Annotated in this window: 15 protein-coding genes; 14 read left to right on the top strand and 1 reads right to left on the bottom strand. The window is 45.1% G+C overall.

The genetic code is table 11. The features are described from left to right. Positions 1-15: 15 nt before the first annotated feature. The 8 genes from grdB to grdD all read left to right on the top strand — a co-directional run bounded on the left by grdB (position 16) and on the right by grdD (position 8,815). Positions 16-1,320 carry a glycine reductase complex selenoprotein B gene (grdB, locus tag EYS13_RS09290; protein WP_227761983.1) on the top strand — a complete coding sequence of 435 codons (1,305 nt, stop codon included), beginning with the start codon at positions 16-18 and terminating at the stop codon, positions 1,318-1,320. A 21-nt stretch (positions 1,321-1,341) separates the two neighbouring features. Then, the gene (locus EYS13_RS09285; RefSeq protein ID WP_227761982.1) at positions 1,342-2,331 is read left to right on the top strand and encodes an ornithine cyclodeaminase family protein; all 990 of its coding nucleotides are present in this window, start codon (positions 1,342-1,344) and stop codon (positions 2,329-2,331) included. 114 nt (positions 2,332-2,445) lie between these two features. Further along, on the top strand, positions 2,446-3,771 hold the full coding sequence (locus EYS13_RS09280) for a sodium:solute symporter family protein (protein WP_227761981.1): 1,326 nt from the start codon (positions 2,446-2,448) through the stop codon (positions 3,769-3,771). 75 nt (positions 3,772-3,846) lie between these two features. Then, positions 3,847-5,064, top strand: coding sequence for a thioredoxin-disulfide reductase (gene trxB / locus EYS13_RS09275; RefSeq protein ID WP_227761980.1), 1,218 nt, complete (start codon positions 3,847-3,849; stop codon positions 5,062-5,064). Between the two features lie 119 nt (positions 5,065-5,183). Continuing rightward, on the top strand, positions 5,184-5,441 hold the full coding sequence (locus EYS13_RS09270; RefSeq protein ID WP_423055337.1) for a thioredoxin family protein: 258 nt from the start codon (positions 5,184-5,186) through the stop codon (positions 5,439-5,441). Between the two features lie 63 nt (positions 5,442-5,504). Then, positions 5,505-5,948, top strand: coding sequence for a glycine/sarcosine/betaine reductase complex selenoprotein A (gene grdA / locus EYS13_RS09265; RefSeq protein WP_227761978.1), 444 nt, complete (start codon positions 5,505-5,507; stop codon positions 5,946-5,948). A 70-nt stretch (positions 5,949-6,018) separates the two neighbouring features. Next, positions 6,019-7,557 (top strand): glycine/sarcosine/betaine reductase complex component C subunit beta, encoded by a 1,539-nt coding sequence (gene grdC, locus EYS13_RS09260; protein WP_227761966.1) that lies wholly within the window; start codon positions 6,019-6,021, stop codon positions 7,555-7,557. Positions 7,558-7,645: 88 nt separating this feature from the next. After that, positions 7,646-8,815: a glycine/sarcosine/betaine reductase complex component C subunit alpha gene (gene grdD / locus EYS13_RS09255; RefSeq protein WP_227761976.1), complete on the top strand. Its 1,170-nt coding sequence runs from the start codon at positions 7,646-7,648 to the stop codon at positions 8,813-8,815. 57 nt (positions 8,816-8,872) lie between these two features. Here grdD and EYS13_RS09250 read toward each other — a convergent pair whose 3' ends face one another. After that, the gene (locus EYS13_RS09250; RefSeq protein ID WP_227761975.1) at positions 8,873-9,529 is read right to left on the bottom strand and encodes a TetR/AcrR family transcriptional regulator; all 657 of its coding nucleotides are present in this window, start codon (positions 9,527-9,529) and stop codon (positions 8,873-8,875) included. Between the two features lie 257 nt (positions 9,530-9,786). Between EYS13_RS09250 and EYS13_RS09245 the strand changes: the two genes are divergently transcribed. From EYS13_RS09245 to grdA (EYS13_RS09220), 6 genes are all read left to right on the top strand, one after another. Next, a complete protein-coding gene (locus tag EYS13_RS09245; RefSeq protein WP_227761973.1) occupies positions 9,787-11,094 on the top strand; it encodes a glycine/sarcosine/betaine reductase component B subunit in 1,308 nt (435 codons plus the stop codon). Between the two features lie 17 nt (positions 11,095-11,111). After that, complete coding sequence (gene grdH, locus EYS13_RS09240; RefSeq protein WP_227767872.1) at positions 11,112-12,425, top strand: betaine reductase selenoprotein B; 1,314 nt, start codon at positions 11,112-11,114, stop codon at positions 12,423-12,425. A gap of 26 nt (positions 12,426-12,451) precedes the next feature. Further along, positions 12,452-13,969, top strand: a complete 1,518-nt coding sequence (locus tag EYS13_RS09235; RefSeq protein ID WP_227761971.1) for a glycine betaine uptake BCCT transporter — start codon at positions 12,452-12,454, stop codon at positions 13,967-13,969. Between the two features lie 154 nt (positions 13,970-14,123). Further along, positions 14,124-15,344 carry a thioredoxin-disulfide reductase gene (gene trxB / locus EYS13_RS09230; RefSeq protein ID WP_227761969.1) on the top strand — a complete coding sequence of 407 codons (1,221 nt, stop codon included), beginning with the start codon at positions 14,124-14,126 and terminating at the stop codon, positions 15,342-15,344. A 119-nt stretch (positions 15,345-15,463) separates the two neighbouring features. Then, entirely contained in the window at positions 15,464-15,721 is a 258-nt protein-coding gene (locus EYS13_RS09225) for a thioredoxin family protein (protein WP_423055337.1), read from the top strand. A gap of 63 nt (positions 15,722-15,784) precedes the next feature. Continuing rightward, entirely contained in the window at positions 15,785-16,237 is a 453-nt protein-coding gene (gene grdA / locus EYS13_RS09220) for a glycine/sarcosine/betaine reductase complex selenoprotein A (RefSeq protein ID WP_227761967.1), read from the top strand. The last annotated feature ends 56 nt before the right edge of the window (positions 16,238-16,293 follow it).

Genomic DNA, 16,293 nt, shown 5'->3' with positions numbered 1-16,293 from the left:
GCGAGGTGTGGGAAAATGGCAAAAATAAAATTTATACATTATATTAATCAATTTTTTGGCCAAATTGGAGGGGAGGATAAAGCAGATCAAGCGCCATTAATAAAAGAGGGCGTAGTTGGACCAGGAATGGCTTTGCAAAAACTTTTGGGTGAAGATGCAGAAATAGTAGCAACTGTAATTTGCGGTGATACATTTTTCGCCGAACACACGGAAAAGGCAATAGAAGATATAGTTGAAATGATTAAAAATTATGAACCCCAAGGTTTAATAGCTGGACCTGCCTTCAACGCTGGAAGATATGGTATAGCTTGTGGTGCAATTTGCCATGCAGTGCAAGAAAGATTGAAAATTCCTGCTATAACTGCTATGTACCCTGAAAATCCTGGGGTGGAGCTGTACCATAAACAAGTATATATCCTAAAAACTGGCAATTCGGCAGTTGCCATGCGGGACATACTTCCTAAATTAAGCACCTTTGCTTTAAGAATTGTTAAAGGTGAACCGATAGGTTTTCCTGAAGAAGAAGGTTATATACCCCAAGGAATTAGGGTTAATGTATGGGCAGAAAAGACAGGAGCAGTGCGTGGAGTTGATATGCTCTTAAAGAAATTAAAAGGCGAACCATTTATAACCGAGTTGCCTATGCCTGTATTTGATCGGGTAAGTCCCGCTCCTGCAATCGAAAATATGCAGGAGGCGGTAATTGCTTTAGTAACGTCCGGAGGAATTGTACCTAAAGGTAATCCGGACCGGATTGAATCCGCAAACGCGTCTAAATTTGGCAGATACTCTATCGAAGGTATTGATGATTTAGTTGCAGGAGAATTTGAAACAATTCATGGTGGATATGATCCAGTTTACGCTCTAGAGGACCCGGATAGAGTCCTTCCGTTGGATGCCATGCGAATTCTTGAAAAAGAAGGCAAAATAGGTAAATTGTACGACTTCTATTATGCAACAGTAGGCAATACAACAGCAGTTTCATCTGCAAACCGTTTCGGTGATGAAATTGGGAAAGAACTTTTAGCTAATGGGGTACATGGGGTGATACTAACCTCTACCTGAGGGACTGATACCCGTTGCGGTGCAACGATGGTCAAAGCTATTGAAAAAGTGGGACTGCCGGCAGTGCATGTCTGCACAATAGTTCCCATTTCGCAAACAGTCGGGGCTAACCGCATTTTACCGTCTGTTGCTATTCCCCATCCAACAGGTAACCCTGCTTTGAGTTTTGAAGATGAACTTGAATTACGTAAAAAAATGATGTTAAAAGCTTTACAGGCTTTAGGCACTTCTATTAATCAACAAACTGTATTTTAGCTTGAGATTAGGAGATGAGCTATGATGAACGAAGCTATTATCATGACCCAAGCAGATGTAAAAAAATACGTCTCTATCAAAGATATTATCGATATAGTTGAGCAGACGTATGTTTGGTATGCACAAAACGAGATTATCATGCCTTCAAAGATTACCCTAAATATGCATGAACTCGGTTTACCGAACTGGATCAATTCAATGCCATCCTACGTACGGCCGCTTGATACACTTGGAATTAAATGGGCGGGTGGTTTTATAGGCAATAAAAAATTGGGACTGCCATATATCATGGCAGAAATTCTGTTGAACGATCCATTGACAGGGCAACTAAGGGCTTTGGTTGACGGTAACTGGATAACAGACATTAGAACGGGTGCCCAAACAGCTGTAGCCGCTAAATATCTGGCGGTAAACCCTGAAGTACTTGCTATTATAGGGGCTGGAGTGCAGGGTATTTCCACTGCCTTATGCATGTTGGAGACTTTTGAATTAAAAGAGATAAGGGTCGCCGATATAAGTGCGGATGCTTGTGAAAAATTTGCCAGAGAGATCGGGCAAAAAACTTCTGTTCCCGTTAAAGTATGTAAAACTAATGAAGAAGCGGTTAAGGATGCTGACGTTATAGTTACAGTAACCACTGCCGATGAGGCTTTAGTTAAAGCAGAATGGGTTAAGCCAGGTGCGTTTGTTTCATCTAAAGGCTCTTACCAAGAGCTGGATGAAAACCTAATTTTCAAGGCCGATAAATTGTACGTAGACCATTTGGAACAAAATTTGCACCGCGGCGAATTTCTAAAATATTTCCTGGAAGGGAGGTTGAAAAAAGAGGACATAGTGGGTGAAATTGGAGAAGTAATTTGTGGGAAAGTAATTGGAAGGAAAGACAAAGACGAGCGTATAGTAGCTAGCCTCATCGGGATGGGTTGCTTGGATATTGCCATAGCAGCTGTAGTCTACCGAAAAATGACGAGCATAGTTGTTCCTGATTACAAAAAATTTAAGTTAGCGTAAGGAGGCGAGTCTATGTCACTTGCTGCTATAATATGGACAATTACGATTGTATTTTGCTGCATTTTCATGTACATATCTTACAGGGTTAAAGATACTGCAGCCAGCAGTTTTTCAATGTACGCAATTGCTGGTGGATCTTTACCACTTTTTCTTATCGTATTTAGTGATATCGCAACCATCATGGGAGCCGGTAATTTTATTGGTCATGCCACCCACGGTTTTACCAGGGGTATAAGCCATATTCCCTTTATTATTGGTGAACAAGGTTCTAAAATAATTTTTGCACTTCTATTTGCAGGTTTAGCGGGTAGATTCACCTACAACACTCTTTCAGATATGATGTATGATTTACTGCACAGGGACAAATTTTCAAAAGCAATTGTAGGAATTTTGACCCTGGGAATAATGATGGCTTGGCTGGGCGGCCAGGCCAAAGGATTAGGCTATATTTTTGAGCAATTTACAGGGATTAATGCTTTACCTATTATCTTATTGTTTAACGCAATGTTTATTATATACACTTTTATGGGTGGAATAGTTTCAGTAGTCTGGACTGATTTTATCCAAGGACTTATTGTAGTAATCTTTGGCGCTATTTTCTATTTCTTCGCTTTGGCACCTGTCCATTGGAGTTTGAGCGAGTTGGGAACTAAGCTTGTGGCAACAGCTGGACCAGAATTATGGAATTTGAGCAAGGTTCCTGTTAATACCATTTTAGTAAATTTTATTACCGGATGTTTCGGGGTTTTAGCAGCCCAGTGCTACTGGCAGCGGTGCTTTGGAGCCAAAGATTCCAAAACAGCAAGGAATGCAATGTTAATTAGTGGGATCTTTGTAATAATCGCAGTTAGTTTGACTGCTTTTGTCGGTATGACAGCCCGGGTATTAAACCCTACTCTTGACCCTGCAATGGCAATGCCATGGTTGATGATGCATTATGTTCCAAAAGTTGTTGTTGCCTTTGTATTTACCCTCATCTTAGCCGCCGCAATGTCTTCAGCCGATTCATATCTTAATTCCGCTGCAGTAATCGTTGTTAACGATGTAATTAGTCCTTTTGTTAAAGAGGTATCTGATGCAAAATTAGTTAGCTGGACAAAAATTGCTACGGTTGTACTCGGTGTATTGGCAAGTCTCCTTTCTATTTATGCTGAATCTATTATTGGGATGTTCTCCAAAGCTTATACCATGGCAGGCGGTGGTGTTGTCCCGGTCCTGATTGTTGGCCTGCTGTGGAAAGCAACCAGCAAGGAGTTTACCATGGGTGAAAAGAACAGCAAAATAACTCCTTGGGGAGCTCGGGCAGGACTGATTGCAGGCTCAATAGTATCTTTAACTTATAGTATATTATGGGGCGTAGCTGTGTCTGCAATTTTGACTATCGTAGTTTCGCTGCTGACCAAAGAAAATGTTACGGTGGAGCAAGCCAAATCAGTTTGATTAGTATCAGTTACGCCAACCCAGTTACCTGGGTTGGCGTACTGTTAATGGCAAACTACAATGGGAGTGAACTTAATGTCATATGATATTGTAGTGGTGGGCGGAGGACCGGCGGGCCTTGCCGCAGGCATCTACGGCTCCAGGGCACGGCTGAAGACTGTCATATTGGAAAAAGCCAGACCTGGTGGTCAGGCGGCAACAACACAGGAGATGGAGAATTATCCCGGCTTTTCCCGGGGCACAACCGGCCCCGGCTTAATGAAAGCGATGGCCGAACATGCAAAAAGTTTCGGTACCGAAATCCTCAAAGAAGAAGTCGTTGATTTGGAGCTTGAAGGAGAAATTAAGGTTGTTAAAACAAAGAGCGGAAAAGAATACCTGGCCAAAACAGTAATCCTGGCACCAGGCGCCGAACCGAGAAGCTTAAATATCAAAGGGGAGCGGGCTTTAAGAGGTAAGGGCGTTTCCTACTGCGCCACCTGTGACGCCGATTTTTTTGAAGACCTGGATGTGGTAGTGGTCGGCAACGGCGATGCCGCTATCGAAGAAGCAATGTATCTCACCAAGTTTGCCAACAAGGTTACCATCATCGTAATCCATGACGAAGGCATCCTGGACTGCAATAAGGTGAGCGCCGAGAAAGCTTTTGCCAACCCGAAAATTGAATGGGTCTGGAGCTCTGTGTTGGAGGAAATCAAAGGAGACGGCATTGTTGAGTCTGTAGTAATCAAAAACATCAAAACCGGAGAACTGACGGAAATGGAAACCAACGGAGTCTTCTTCTTCGTAGGCACCGTTCCCAAAACCGGATTCCTCCGGGGCAAAGTAGAACTTGACGAAAAAGGGTATATTATCACTAATGAGCAGATGGAAACGTCAGTACCCGGCGTCTATGCTGTAGGAGATGCCAGAGTCAAATACTTGAGGCAGGTCATCACAGCTGCAGCCGACGGCGCTGTAGCAGCCGTAGCAGCCGAGAAGTACCTGGCCGAAGAAGAAGGCTTCAAGGAACAGGTATTAAACGCTGATAAGCCGGTGATGGTAGCGTTCTGGGCGCCCCAAAACGAGGCCAGCATTGCAGCCGTAGGGTTGCTGGAACAGACTGCCGCCGAATTGGGAGACAGCGTTAAGCTGGTTAAGATAGATACCTACAGAAACCAAAGGGTTGCCAAGCGTTATGGTGTAACCTCCATTCCTGCAGTAGTATTCTTCGAGGGCGGCCAAGCGGTTGCTAAGCTTTCCGGCGACTTTACTGCCGAAGAAGTAAAAAAACAAATTGCAGCCGGCAAATAATTTTCCCATAGGTCGAGTGGGATGCATAGCTACTTATCCTCGTAAAGGAGGTGAGCTAGTTGAACATTGTTGACAAGGAGAACTTCGAAGCAGAAGTATTGCAAGCCGAAGGGCTGGTGATGGTTGATTTCTGGAGCCCAAAATGTGAGCCCTGCCAGGCCCTGATGCCGGAAGTTGAGGCTTTGGCCGCCAAATACGAAGGCAAAGCCAAGTTCTGTAAGCTCGACTCCGCTGCAAACAAGAGACTAGCGATTAGTCAAAAGGTTTTAGGTCTTCCAACCATAGCTTTCTATAAAGGTGGAGAAAAAGTAGCCGAATTCAGTAAAGACTTTACTATGGAAGAAGTGGAGACTAAGCTTAAGGAACTCTTGGAATAAAAAGTTTCAGCTGTAACAGCTAAACTAACTAATAAACACTAAACCTAGAAAGGAGCAAAAGAAATGCTGAAAGGCAAAAAAGTTGCCATTCTCGGTGACCGTGACGGCGTGCCCGGTCCGGCTATCGAAGAGTGCGTCAAGTCTGCCGGCGCTGAAGTAGTGTTCTCGACTACAGAATGCTTTGTCTGAACTGCCGCCGGCGCAATGGACCTGGAAAATCAGGCTCGCATTAAAGAACTTGCGGAGAAATACGGTAAAGAGGATTTAATCGTTGTTTTAGGGGGAGCAGAAGCTGAAGCTGCTGGTCTCGCCGCCGAAACCGTATCCCAAGGCGATCCCACTTTTGCGGGTCCATTAGCAGGAGTCTCGTTGGGACTCAAAGCTTACCATATTTTTGAATTAAAAGATGAAGTTGACGCTCAAGTCTACGAAGATCAAGTCAGCATGATGGAAATGGTGCTGGATGTTGATGCCATCATCAAAGAAGTAAGCACCTATCGTGGATAAATATTTAAGCAATAGAACTAAGCGCCGGATAAACGCCGGTGCTTAATTGTGACTAATGGAGGTGAACAGGATGAACTATCCCGTTGTGAGAGGGGCCAGCTATGCACTTATTCAAGCACCCGATATGGTGATTCACCAGGGGACCACCCAGACCAGCGAACGGCGCAAGAACCCGGACTCAGAGCATCTGCAGAAACTGCCCGGGGCCTTAAGGAGCTTTGACGAAGCAGTGAAATATGCCCCAAACCAAGTCTACATCGGCAACATGCTGCCTGAAGAACTGAATAACATCCCCCGGCCCTGGTACCAAAACCCGGTAAATAATGGGGGCAGGGACGGCAAATACGGGGAAATCATGCCGGAAGACGAATTCTACGGCTTAATGAAAGCAGTAGACGCCTTTGACCTGGTGCTTTTGGAAGAAGGCTTCCAGGCGGGAGTAAAAGCAAAACTCTCCGCCCATCCTGTCTTAGGAGACTTAAAAGACTTAGCCAAATTAGATAAGAACCCAGCCCAAGCCAAAGATTTGGAGAAACTGGTAGCCGACCACCTGGCAGAACCCATGTACTTGGGGGGGAAACTGGTGGGCTGCGTGAAAAAAGCCCATGAGTTCGACCAGGCCTTAACCGAGCATGTAATGTTTGAAAACCTGGTCAGCAAAGCATCGGCTGTATTTGCCTTAAAACTGTTATTAGCAAAGACGGATTTAAAAGCCGAAGACATAGACTACATCATCGAATGCTCCGAAGAAGCCTGCGGCGACATGAACCAAAGGGGCGGCGGCAACTTTGCCAAGTCCATCGGCGAAGTGTGCGGCTGCGTTAACGCCACCGGCTCCGACACCCGCGGTTTCTGCGCAGGACCTGCCCACGCCCTGGTGGAAGCAGCAGCATTAGCCCAGGCCGGAGTGTACAAGAACATAGTAGTAGTGGCCGGTGGAGCCTCTGCCAAGCTTGGCATGAACTCCAAAGACCATGTAAAAAAAGAAATGCCGGTATTAGAAGACATGCTGGGCGCCTTTGCCGTACACATCAGTGAAAACGACGGCGTAAGCCCCGTAATCCGCACCGACATGGTAGGGCGCCATAAGATCGGTTCCGGCGCCTCACCCCAGGCAGTAATGCAGGCCATCGTAACCGACCCCTTGGACAAAGCAGGAATAAAACTATCTGAAATCGACCGGTTCTCCGTAGAAATGCAGAACCCCGAAATTACAGAACCGGCCGGAGCCGGGGACGTGCCCAAAGCCAACTACAAAATGATAGCTGCGTTGGGAGTAAAAAGAGGGGAATTTGACCGGGCCGACCTGGAGAAAGTGGTTAATGAGTTCGGCATGCCGGGCTTTGCACCGACCCAGGGCCATATTCCTTCAGGAGTACCCTACATCGGCTTTGCCCGGGACCTGATCCTGGAAGGCAAAATCAAAAGAGCCATGATCATCGGCAAAGGCAGCCTTTTCTTGGGAAGACTCACCAACCTCTTTGACGGAGTATCCTTCATCATGGAGAAGAACTCCGGCAAAGTGGAAAGTGGGTTTGATAAAGAAGAAGTCAGGAAGATGATTGCCGAAGCGATGCGGAGCTTTGCCAATACCTTGAAAGCAGAATAACCTGATTTTCGCATAAAGGTTAACCTAATTCTCCAGCCATGAAAGAAATGAGTGCTGATAGCTGACAGCTAATCGGGAGGTGAAAAAAGTGGACAGTAAAATTATGCGCAACACCATCAGCGAGATATTCGAAGAAATGGCCAATGCCCTGGAGACAGGGACCTTCGGAAGAAAAGTGAGGGTAGGCTTAACCATCCTGGGCAGCGAGCACGGTCCCAAAGAACTTGTCTACGGCGCCGAGCTGGCCCAGGGACAAAACCCCGACCTGGAAGTGGTGGTCATCGGCAGCGGCGTCAAGACCCGTTTAGAGCTGGTACAAGCCCAGGATGAAAAAGAAGCCCATGCCATTATGGATAAAATGCTCAGCGAAGGCAGTTTAGATGCCGCAGTAACAATGCACTACAGCTTCCCCATCGGAGTATCCACCGTAGGCAGAGTAATCACACCCGGGAAAGGCAAAGAAATGTTTTTAGCCACCACCACCGGCACCTCTGCCACCGAACGGGTAACAGCCATGCTGAAGAACACCCTCTACGGCATAGCTGCCGCCAAAGCCTGCGGCAAGGCCAACCCAACCGTTGGCATTTTAAATATCGAGGGCGCCCGGCAGGTGGAAAGGGCCCTAAAAAAACTACAGGAAAACGGCTACCCCATCAACTTTACCGAGTCGGCCAGAAGCGACGGCGGCGTAGTGATGCGAGGGAACGACCTGCTATTGGGAGTGCCAGATGTAATGGTTACCGACAGCCTGACCGGAAACGTGCTGATGAAGATGTTCTCCGCCTACACCAGCGGAGGCAACTACGAAGCACTGGGCTACGGTTACGGGCCCGGAGTAGGGGAAAACTACGACCGGATTATCTGCATCCTGTCCCGGGCTTCGGGGGCACCCGTAGTAGCCGGAGCAATCCGCTATGCGGGTGATGCAGCCAAAGGAAAACTCCTGGAGAAAGCAAACGCGGAATTTGCCGCAGCAAAAAAAGCAGGCTGGGAGAGCATCATCAGCTCCTTTGAGTGCCCGGCAAATGCCGCCAAGAAAGCAGAAGCCGGCGGCGCAGTAACTCCTCCGCCGGAGAAACCGGTTACCGCCGAGATCCCGGGGATAGAGATCCTGCAGCTGGAAGATGCGGTGCAGGTGCTGTGGAAGAACAACATCTACGCCACCAGCGGCATGGGCTGCACCGGACCAATCGTCATGGTTGCTCCCGAGGACAAGGAGAAGGCTGTTGAGCTTTTGAAAGAGGCAGGGTATTTGTAAAATATTAAAACCGTTGCAGAGAGCCGTATATTACTATAGCTAATGTACGGCTCTTTTTTATATTGCTTGATATGCTAAAATAATCCTTTTTATATATTGCATTGTCCGCTTTACGGCTTCATCTAAAGTGTAATTTACTTGCTTATTGATTATCCTGGAAAGCATTCCTTGATAGATTAGCAGTGTCATTTCATTTATTTCAGGAAGGGCTTCCCAGGATATAAAACCTTCAGTAGCACAGGCAGCAAGAATGGTTTTTGTGCGTTCATAGATATTTTGCTGCAACAGCATAGGGAGCAGTTCTTCCGGTTGTTGTTTCAGTTCCTGGGGATAAAGTTGATAATACTCTTGCATTGAATCTGCCAAGGAATTATTGAGTTTAGTAAAAAAAATTGCATGATAAATCAGTGGTTTGCTAAATGAATAATGACAAAAGCACTCCCAGATACGAAGATATTTTTCTAGGGCATTTGAAGTTGTTTTAATGTAATCGGGTAGACTACATACATATTCTCTGGTAAACCTCATGGCTGCAAAAAAAATTAAGTGTTCGAGATTAGAAAAATAATTATATACCGTGGCCACATTATACCCTGCCAGATCAGCCACTTTTCTAATAGTAACTCCTTCAATTCCCTCTTCTGCTATAATTTGAGCTGCTGCGTCAATAAAGTATTTCATCATTCTTCTGCGCTGTAGCTCTTTTTTATCCAAAATTAATCACCAACTCGAATTACAGTAGGACTACTTATCTATCTTACCATAGGCTTACTAAGGCTACAACAATACAAGAATCTATGCATATTTTATAATAAACATGTTTACAAAATAAACATGTTTATTATAAAATATGCATAGGAGAATTTTTTCACAAAGGCTCTACACATTAAATTTCTTTATAGGAGGAGGATTATTACACAAAAAAATCTGCTTATTCTCGTGCAAAAAAGCATAAAGAAAGGAGCGTAATTATGAAACTGGAAATTGGCAATTTTTTTGTCAAAGAGGTTTGCTTTGGAGATAAGACTTTTTACGCCAACGGGGTATTGACGATTAATAAACAGGAAGCTTTAGATGTTGTCATGGAAGATGAACATATTACCGAAGCCGACTTGGTATTAGCTAAGCCCGGGGATCCGGTTAGGATAGTGCCGGTAAAGGAAGCTATTGAACCACGATGCAAAGTATCTGGGGGCTTAATGTTCCCTGGAGTGACGAATGATCTTTCTTTAGCTGGCAGCGGACGGACGCATGCATTGAAAGGAAGCTGCGTGCTGGTTGTTGGCAAGCATTGGGGAGGTTTCCAGGACGGTCTGATTGATATGAGCGGCCCAGGGGCAAAACATACCATATATTCTAAACTTAATAACATCTGCCTCGTTGCTGATACTGATGAGGAATTTGAAAGGTATGAGCAGCAGAAAAAAAACCATGCCTTAAGATGGGCTGGTATGCGGCTGGCTGAATATATTGGAAAATGTGTAGCCGACCAAGAACCTGAAGAAATACAAACCTATGAACTCCCTCCAATTACAAAACGTTCTCCTGAAGTTCAAAGCTTGCCTGGAGTTGTTTATGTATTGCAACTGCAATCACAAATGGAAGAAGAAGGTTATAATGCTTTAGTATACGGCTGGGATACCAACCATATGGTCCCTACATTTATGCATCCCAACGAGTTATTAGATGGAGCAATTATTTCAGGAAGTTTTATGCCCTGTTCTTCCAAGATATCTACCTACGAACATGTCAACAATCCTACGATTAAAAAACTTTACTCTGAACACGGTAAGACAATTAACTTCTTAGGTGTAATTTTATCAAATCTGAATGTTAACTTAGTGGAAAAGAATCGTTCCGCAATTTTTGTCCGGCAGCTTGCCAGCAGTCTTGGCGCTGAGGGGGCCATCGTGGCTGAGGAAGGTTATGGCAACCCTGACGCCGATTTTATCCAATGCATTGTTGAACTTGAGAATGCGGGCATTAAAGTTGTTGGAATTACCAACGAGTGTACTGGACGGGATGGCAAGTCCCAGCCCTTAGTTGCTCTTTCTGAGAAAGCCAACGCCATTGTCTCCACCGGTAACGTATCCGAGCTTATCGAACTGCCCCCAATGCCTAAAATCATTGGTGAATTGGAGTCATTGGCACGGGATGGCTTTTCCGGAGGCTGGGAAGGCTGCTTAAAAGAAGATGGTTCGCTGATCATGGAAAACAATGCTATGTTTTGCTCGGACGGTATTGTTGGGTTTAGTGTAAAAACAGTTGTCGAATACTAGAGGAGGGTAGGTTAGTGATGAAAAAGGCCATTCATTATATCAACCAGTTTTTCGGTCAAATTGGCGGTGAGGAAAAGGCTGATTTTGAACCTGAAATCAGGGAAGGGTTGGTTGGACCTGCTATAGGTTTAAATGCAGCCTTGAAGGAAGTAGAAATTACACATACCATAATATGTGGTGATAACTACATGGGCTCCAATGAAGAGGAAGCACTTAAAATGATTCTTGGCTTTTTAGAAGATAAGGAATTTGACATTTTCTTTGCGGGACCTGCTTTTTTAGCCGGCAGATATGGCAATGCCTGCGGTCTGGTGTGTAAGGCAGTTCAGGAGAAATTTGGTATACCCGTCATTACCTCAATGAATGAAGAAAACCCTGGTGTAAGCATGTTCAAAAAAGATGCCTATATTTTTCCGGGCGGGAAAAGTGCAGCCCAAATGCGGGAAGATTTAGCCAAAATGGCAGCATTGGCTGATAAAATAGCACGGGGAGAAACCCTTCTTTCGGCCAGTGAAGAGGGATATTTTCCAAGGGGAATTAGGCATCAAGTTTGGTTAGCTACTCCGGTAACAGCTGCTGACAGAGCAATGGACATGCTGCTCAAGAAACTGCGTAATGAGCCTTATCAAACAGAGATGCCTATCCCTAAAACTGACAAAGTTCCCATTGCCCCTGCCATTAAAGATTTGAGTAAAGTGACTGTAGCTCTGGTAACATCTGGTGGTATAGTTCCTTCTGATAACCCGGATCGTATTCAATCAGCTTCAGCAACTAAATGGGGTAAATATAATATTGCTCATTTAGAAAGCTTACCTGCTGGTGACTATAAGACAATCCACGCCGGCTATGACCCTGCAGCAGCAAATGAAGACCCTAACCGTGTGTTACCTCTAGATGCAGTGCGTAAATATGAGGCAGAAGGTATGATTGGAAAAATCCATGACTATTTCTATGCAACTGTAGGGACGGGTACCACGCAGGGAGAAGCGGCACGCATGGGTAGAGAAATCGCTGAGGATCTTCTGGCATCAGGAGTGCAAGCAGTAATTCTAACTTCTACCTGAGGGACTTGTACTCGTTGCGGTGCAACGATTACAAAAGAAATTGAGAAAAAAGGTATTACAATTGTGCAGATGTGTAATCTGATACCCATTGCCAAAACTGTTGGCGCCAACAGAATAGTTCCAACTATCTCTATTCCTTATCCATTGGGCGATCCTAATACTTTAAAAGCAGAGCAATGGAAGCTCCGTTACCATCGGGTAGGTGTTGCTATCCAAGCACTAGCTACAGATATTGAAGATCAAACAGTTTTTCCTGTTAAAATATAGCTAAATGTCAGACAGGAGATGATCGAATGGTAAAAGCTAAGAGCTTTAATGCCGTGTACCCTACTGCTTGGGGAATTACTATTTGCATTGTTCTCTGGGGCTTATTTGCCCCGGGGAACTTCAAGACAGTGGCAAGCGGAATTTTTAATTTTATAATTGATAAGTTTGGCTGGATGTATTTGCTTTCCATGGCTTTCTTTGTTGTTTTTGCCATATTATTGGCTTGCAGCAAATTCGGCAAAATTAAGTTGGGTGAAACGGATTCCAAGCCGGAATATAGTTATGCTTCATGGTTTGCTATGCTTTTTAGCGCAGGAATGGGGATTGGTCTAATGTTTTACGGGGTAGCCGAGCCACTAACCCATTTCATGCAGCCGCCTGTTGGTAATCCCCAAACCCCGGAAGCTGCGGCACTGGCCATTAGAATATCCTTCTTTCACTGGGGAATTCATCCCTGGGCTGCTTATAGCATTTTGGGGTTGGCTCTGGCCTATTTTCAGTTTAGAAAAAAAGCTCCAGGCTTAATCAGCAGTGTTTTTATCCCCCTTCTAGGCGAAGTCAGGGTGAACGGCCCCGTGGGAAAGGCTATTGACATTTTAGCTATTTTTGCTACTGTTGCCGGCATTGCTACTTCTTTGGGGCTTGGCACGTTGCAGATCAACGGAGGTCTTAGCTATTTATTTGGTTTACCATATAATGCTATTACACAAGTCATCATTATTTTAATTACTAGCGTTATTTTTATCAGTACCGCTGTTATAGGCATAGACAAAGGCATCAAGAAGGTATCTGATCTTAATCTCATGGTAGCTGTTGGATTAATGATCCTTGCTGCTATAGTTGGCCCGACAACTAAAATTGTTCAAGTTATAGTGAGCGGTATCGGTGACTATCTGAGCTCCATTGTCAGAGATAGTGTTCATATGGAACCTTTCGGTGATTCCAGCTGGCTGGGAGGATGGACACTCTTCTACTGGGCCTGGTGGATTGCTTGGGGACCCTTTGTGGGGACATTTATTGCTCGTATTTCCAAGGGAAGGACTATAAGAGAATTTGTATTTGGCGTGCTATTGGTCCCAACTTTGGCCAGCGTACTTTGGTTTGCTATATTTGGTACAGCAGGCATCAACCTGGAGTTCTCTGGTATTGCAGTAGGACAAGAAGCTATTAGTGATGTATCCACGGCCTTTTTTAAAGTATTTAGTCATTACCCTTTAGGAAGTGTATTATCTGTTACTGCGATATTTTTAGTCTTTACATTTTTTATTACTTCTGCTAATTCGGCAACCTTTGTTTTAGGAATGATGTCCTCCAAAGGGGATCTAAACCCCAGTAGTGGCAGGAAGCTGGTCTGGGGGGTTACTCAATCCCTATTGGCAGTAGTGTTGCTTTTAAGCGGGGGGCTAAAGTCGTTACAAACTGCGTCAATTGCTGCTGCATTTCCTTTTGCTATCATCATGGTTTTGGCTTGCCTGTCACTATACAAAGCCCTTGTGGAAGAAGAAAGTACAATAAGTAAGGAAAAAGGCTCAAAAGTGGCATAGAGCTATGATCACAAGATAATATTATAATTACTTTTTAAAAACCTCAAAATAACAAATTATTACTTATTAAGTTATGGCATAATGTATTTAGCTAGTACTTTACTTAAATACAAATAGTTTTTCAATAACTATCTTTAGGGAGAGGAGTGAGTTAATGGAGGTATTTGATATTGTAGTAGTGGGCGGTGGTCCTGCCGGCCTTGCCGCAGGCATCTACGGTTCCAGGGCACGGCTGAAAACTGTTATATTGGAAAAAGCCAGACCGGGAGGTCAGGCGGCAACAACACAGGAGATGGAGAATTATCCCGGCTTTTCCAGGGGCACAACCGGCCCCGGCTTAATGAAAGCAATGGCCGAACATGCAAAAAGTTTCGGTACCGAAATCCTCAAAGAAGAAGTCGTTGATTTGGAGCTTGAAGGAGAAATTAAGGTTGTTAAAACAAAGAGCGGTAAAGAATACCTGGCCAAAACAGTAATCCTGGCTCCCGGCGCCGAACCGAGAAGCTTAAATATCAAAGGGGAGCGGGCTTTAAGAGGTAAGGGCGTTTCCTACTGCGCCACCTGTGACGCCGATTTCTTTGAAGACCTGGATGTGGTAGTGGTCGGCAACGGCGATGCCGCTATCGAAGAAGCAATGTATCTCACCAAGTTTGCCAACAAGGTTACCATCATCGTAATCCATGACGAAGGCATCCTGGACTGCAATAAGGTGAGCGCCGAGAAAGCTTTTGCCAACCCGAAAATTGAATGGGTCTGGAGCTCTGTGTTGGAGGAAATCAAAGGAGACGGCATTGTTGAGTCTGTAGTAATCAAAAACATCAAAACCGGAGAACTGACGGAAATGGAAACCAACGGAGTCTTCTTCTTCGTAGGCACCGTTCCCAAAACCGGATTCCTCCGGGGCAAAGTAGAACTTGACGAAAAAGGGTATATTATCACTAATGAGCAGATGGAAACGTCAGTACCCGGCGTCTATGCTGTAGGAGATGCCAGAGTCAAATACTTGAGGCAGGTCATCACAGCTGCAGCCGACGGCGCTGTAGCCGCCGTAGCAGCCGAGAAGTACCTGGCCGAAGAAGAAGGCTTCAAGGAACAGGTATTAAACGCTGACAAGCCGGTGATGGTAGCGTTCTGGGCGCCCCAAAACGAGGCCAGCATTGCAGCCGTAGGGTTGCTGGAACAGACTGCCGCCGAATTGGGAGACAGCGTTAAGCTGGTTAAGATAGATACCTACAGAAACCAAAGGGTTGCCAAGCGTTATGGTGTAACCTCCATTCCTGCAGTAGTATTCTTCGAGGGTGGCCAAGCGGTTGCTAAACTCTGCGGTGACTTTAGCGCCGAAGAAGTAAAAAAACAAATTGCAGCCGGCAAATAATTTTCCCATAGGTCGAGTGGGATGCATAGCTACTTATCCTCGTAAAGGAGGTGAGCTAGTTGAACATTGTTGACAAGGAGAACTTCGAAGCAGAAGTATTGCAAGCCGAAGGGCTGGTGATGGTTGATTTCTGGAGCCCAAAATGTGAGCCCTGCCAGGCCCTGATGCCGGAAGTTGAGGCTTTGGCCGCCAAATACGAAGGCAAAGCCAAGTTCTGTAAGCTCGACTCCGCTGCAAACAAGAGACTAGCGATTAGTCAAAAGGTTTTAGGTCTTCCAACCATAGCTTTCTATAAAGGTGGAGAAAAAGTAGCCGAATTCAGTAAAGACTTTACTATGGAAGAAGTGGAGACTAAGCTTAAGGAACTCTTGGAATAAAAAGTTTCAGCTGTAACAGCTAAACTAACTAATAAACACTAAACCTAGAAAGGAGCAAAAGAAATGCTGAAAGGCAAAAAAGTTGCCATTCTCGGTGACCGTGACGGCGTGCCCGGTCCGGCTATCGAAGAGTGCGTCAAGTCTGCCGGCGCTGAAGTAGTGTTCTCGACTACAGAATGCTTTGTCTGAACTGCCGCCGGCGCAATGGACCTGGAAAATCAGGCTCGCATTAAAGAACTTGCGGAGAAATACGGTAAAGAGGATTTAATCGTTGTTTTAGGGGGAGCAGAAGCTGAAGCTGCTGGTCTCGCCGCCGAAACCGTATCCCAAGGCGATCCCACTTTTGCGGGTCCATTAGCAGGAGTCTCGTTGGGACTCAAAGCTTACCATATTTTTGAATTAAAAGATGAAGTTGACGCTCAAGTCTACGAAGATCAAGTCAGCATGATGGAAATGGTGCTGGATGTTGATGCCATCATCAAAAGCAGTAAGCACCTATCGTGGATAAATATTTAAGCAATAGAACTAAGCGCCGGATAAACGCCGGTGCTTAATTGTGACTAATGGAGGTG

The organism is Zhaonella formicivorans (assembly GCF_004353525.1).
GTDB lineage: Bacteria > Bacillota > DUOV01 > DUOV01 > Zhaonellaceae > Zhaonella > Zhaonella formicivorans.
The sequence above is the reverse complement of the archived record's forward strand: the minus strand, read 5'-3'. Positions and strand labels throughout refer to the sequence as shown.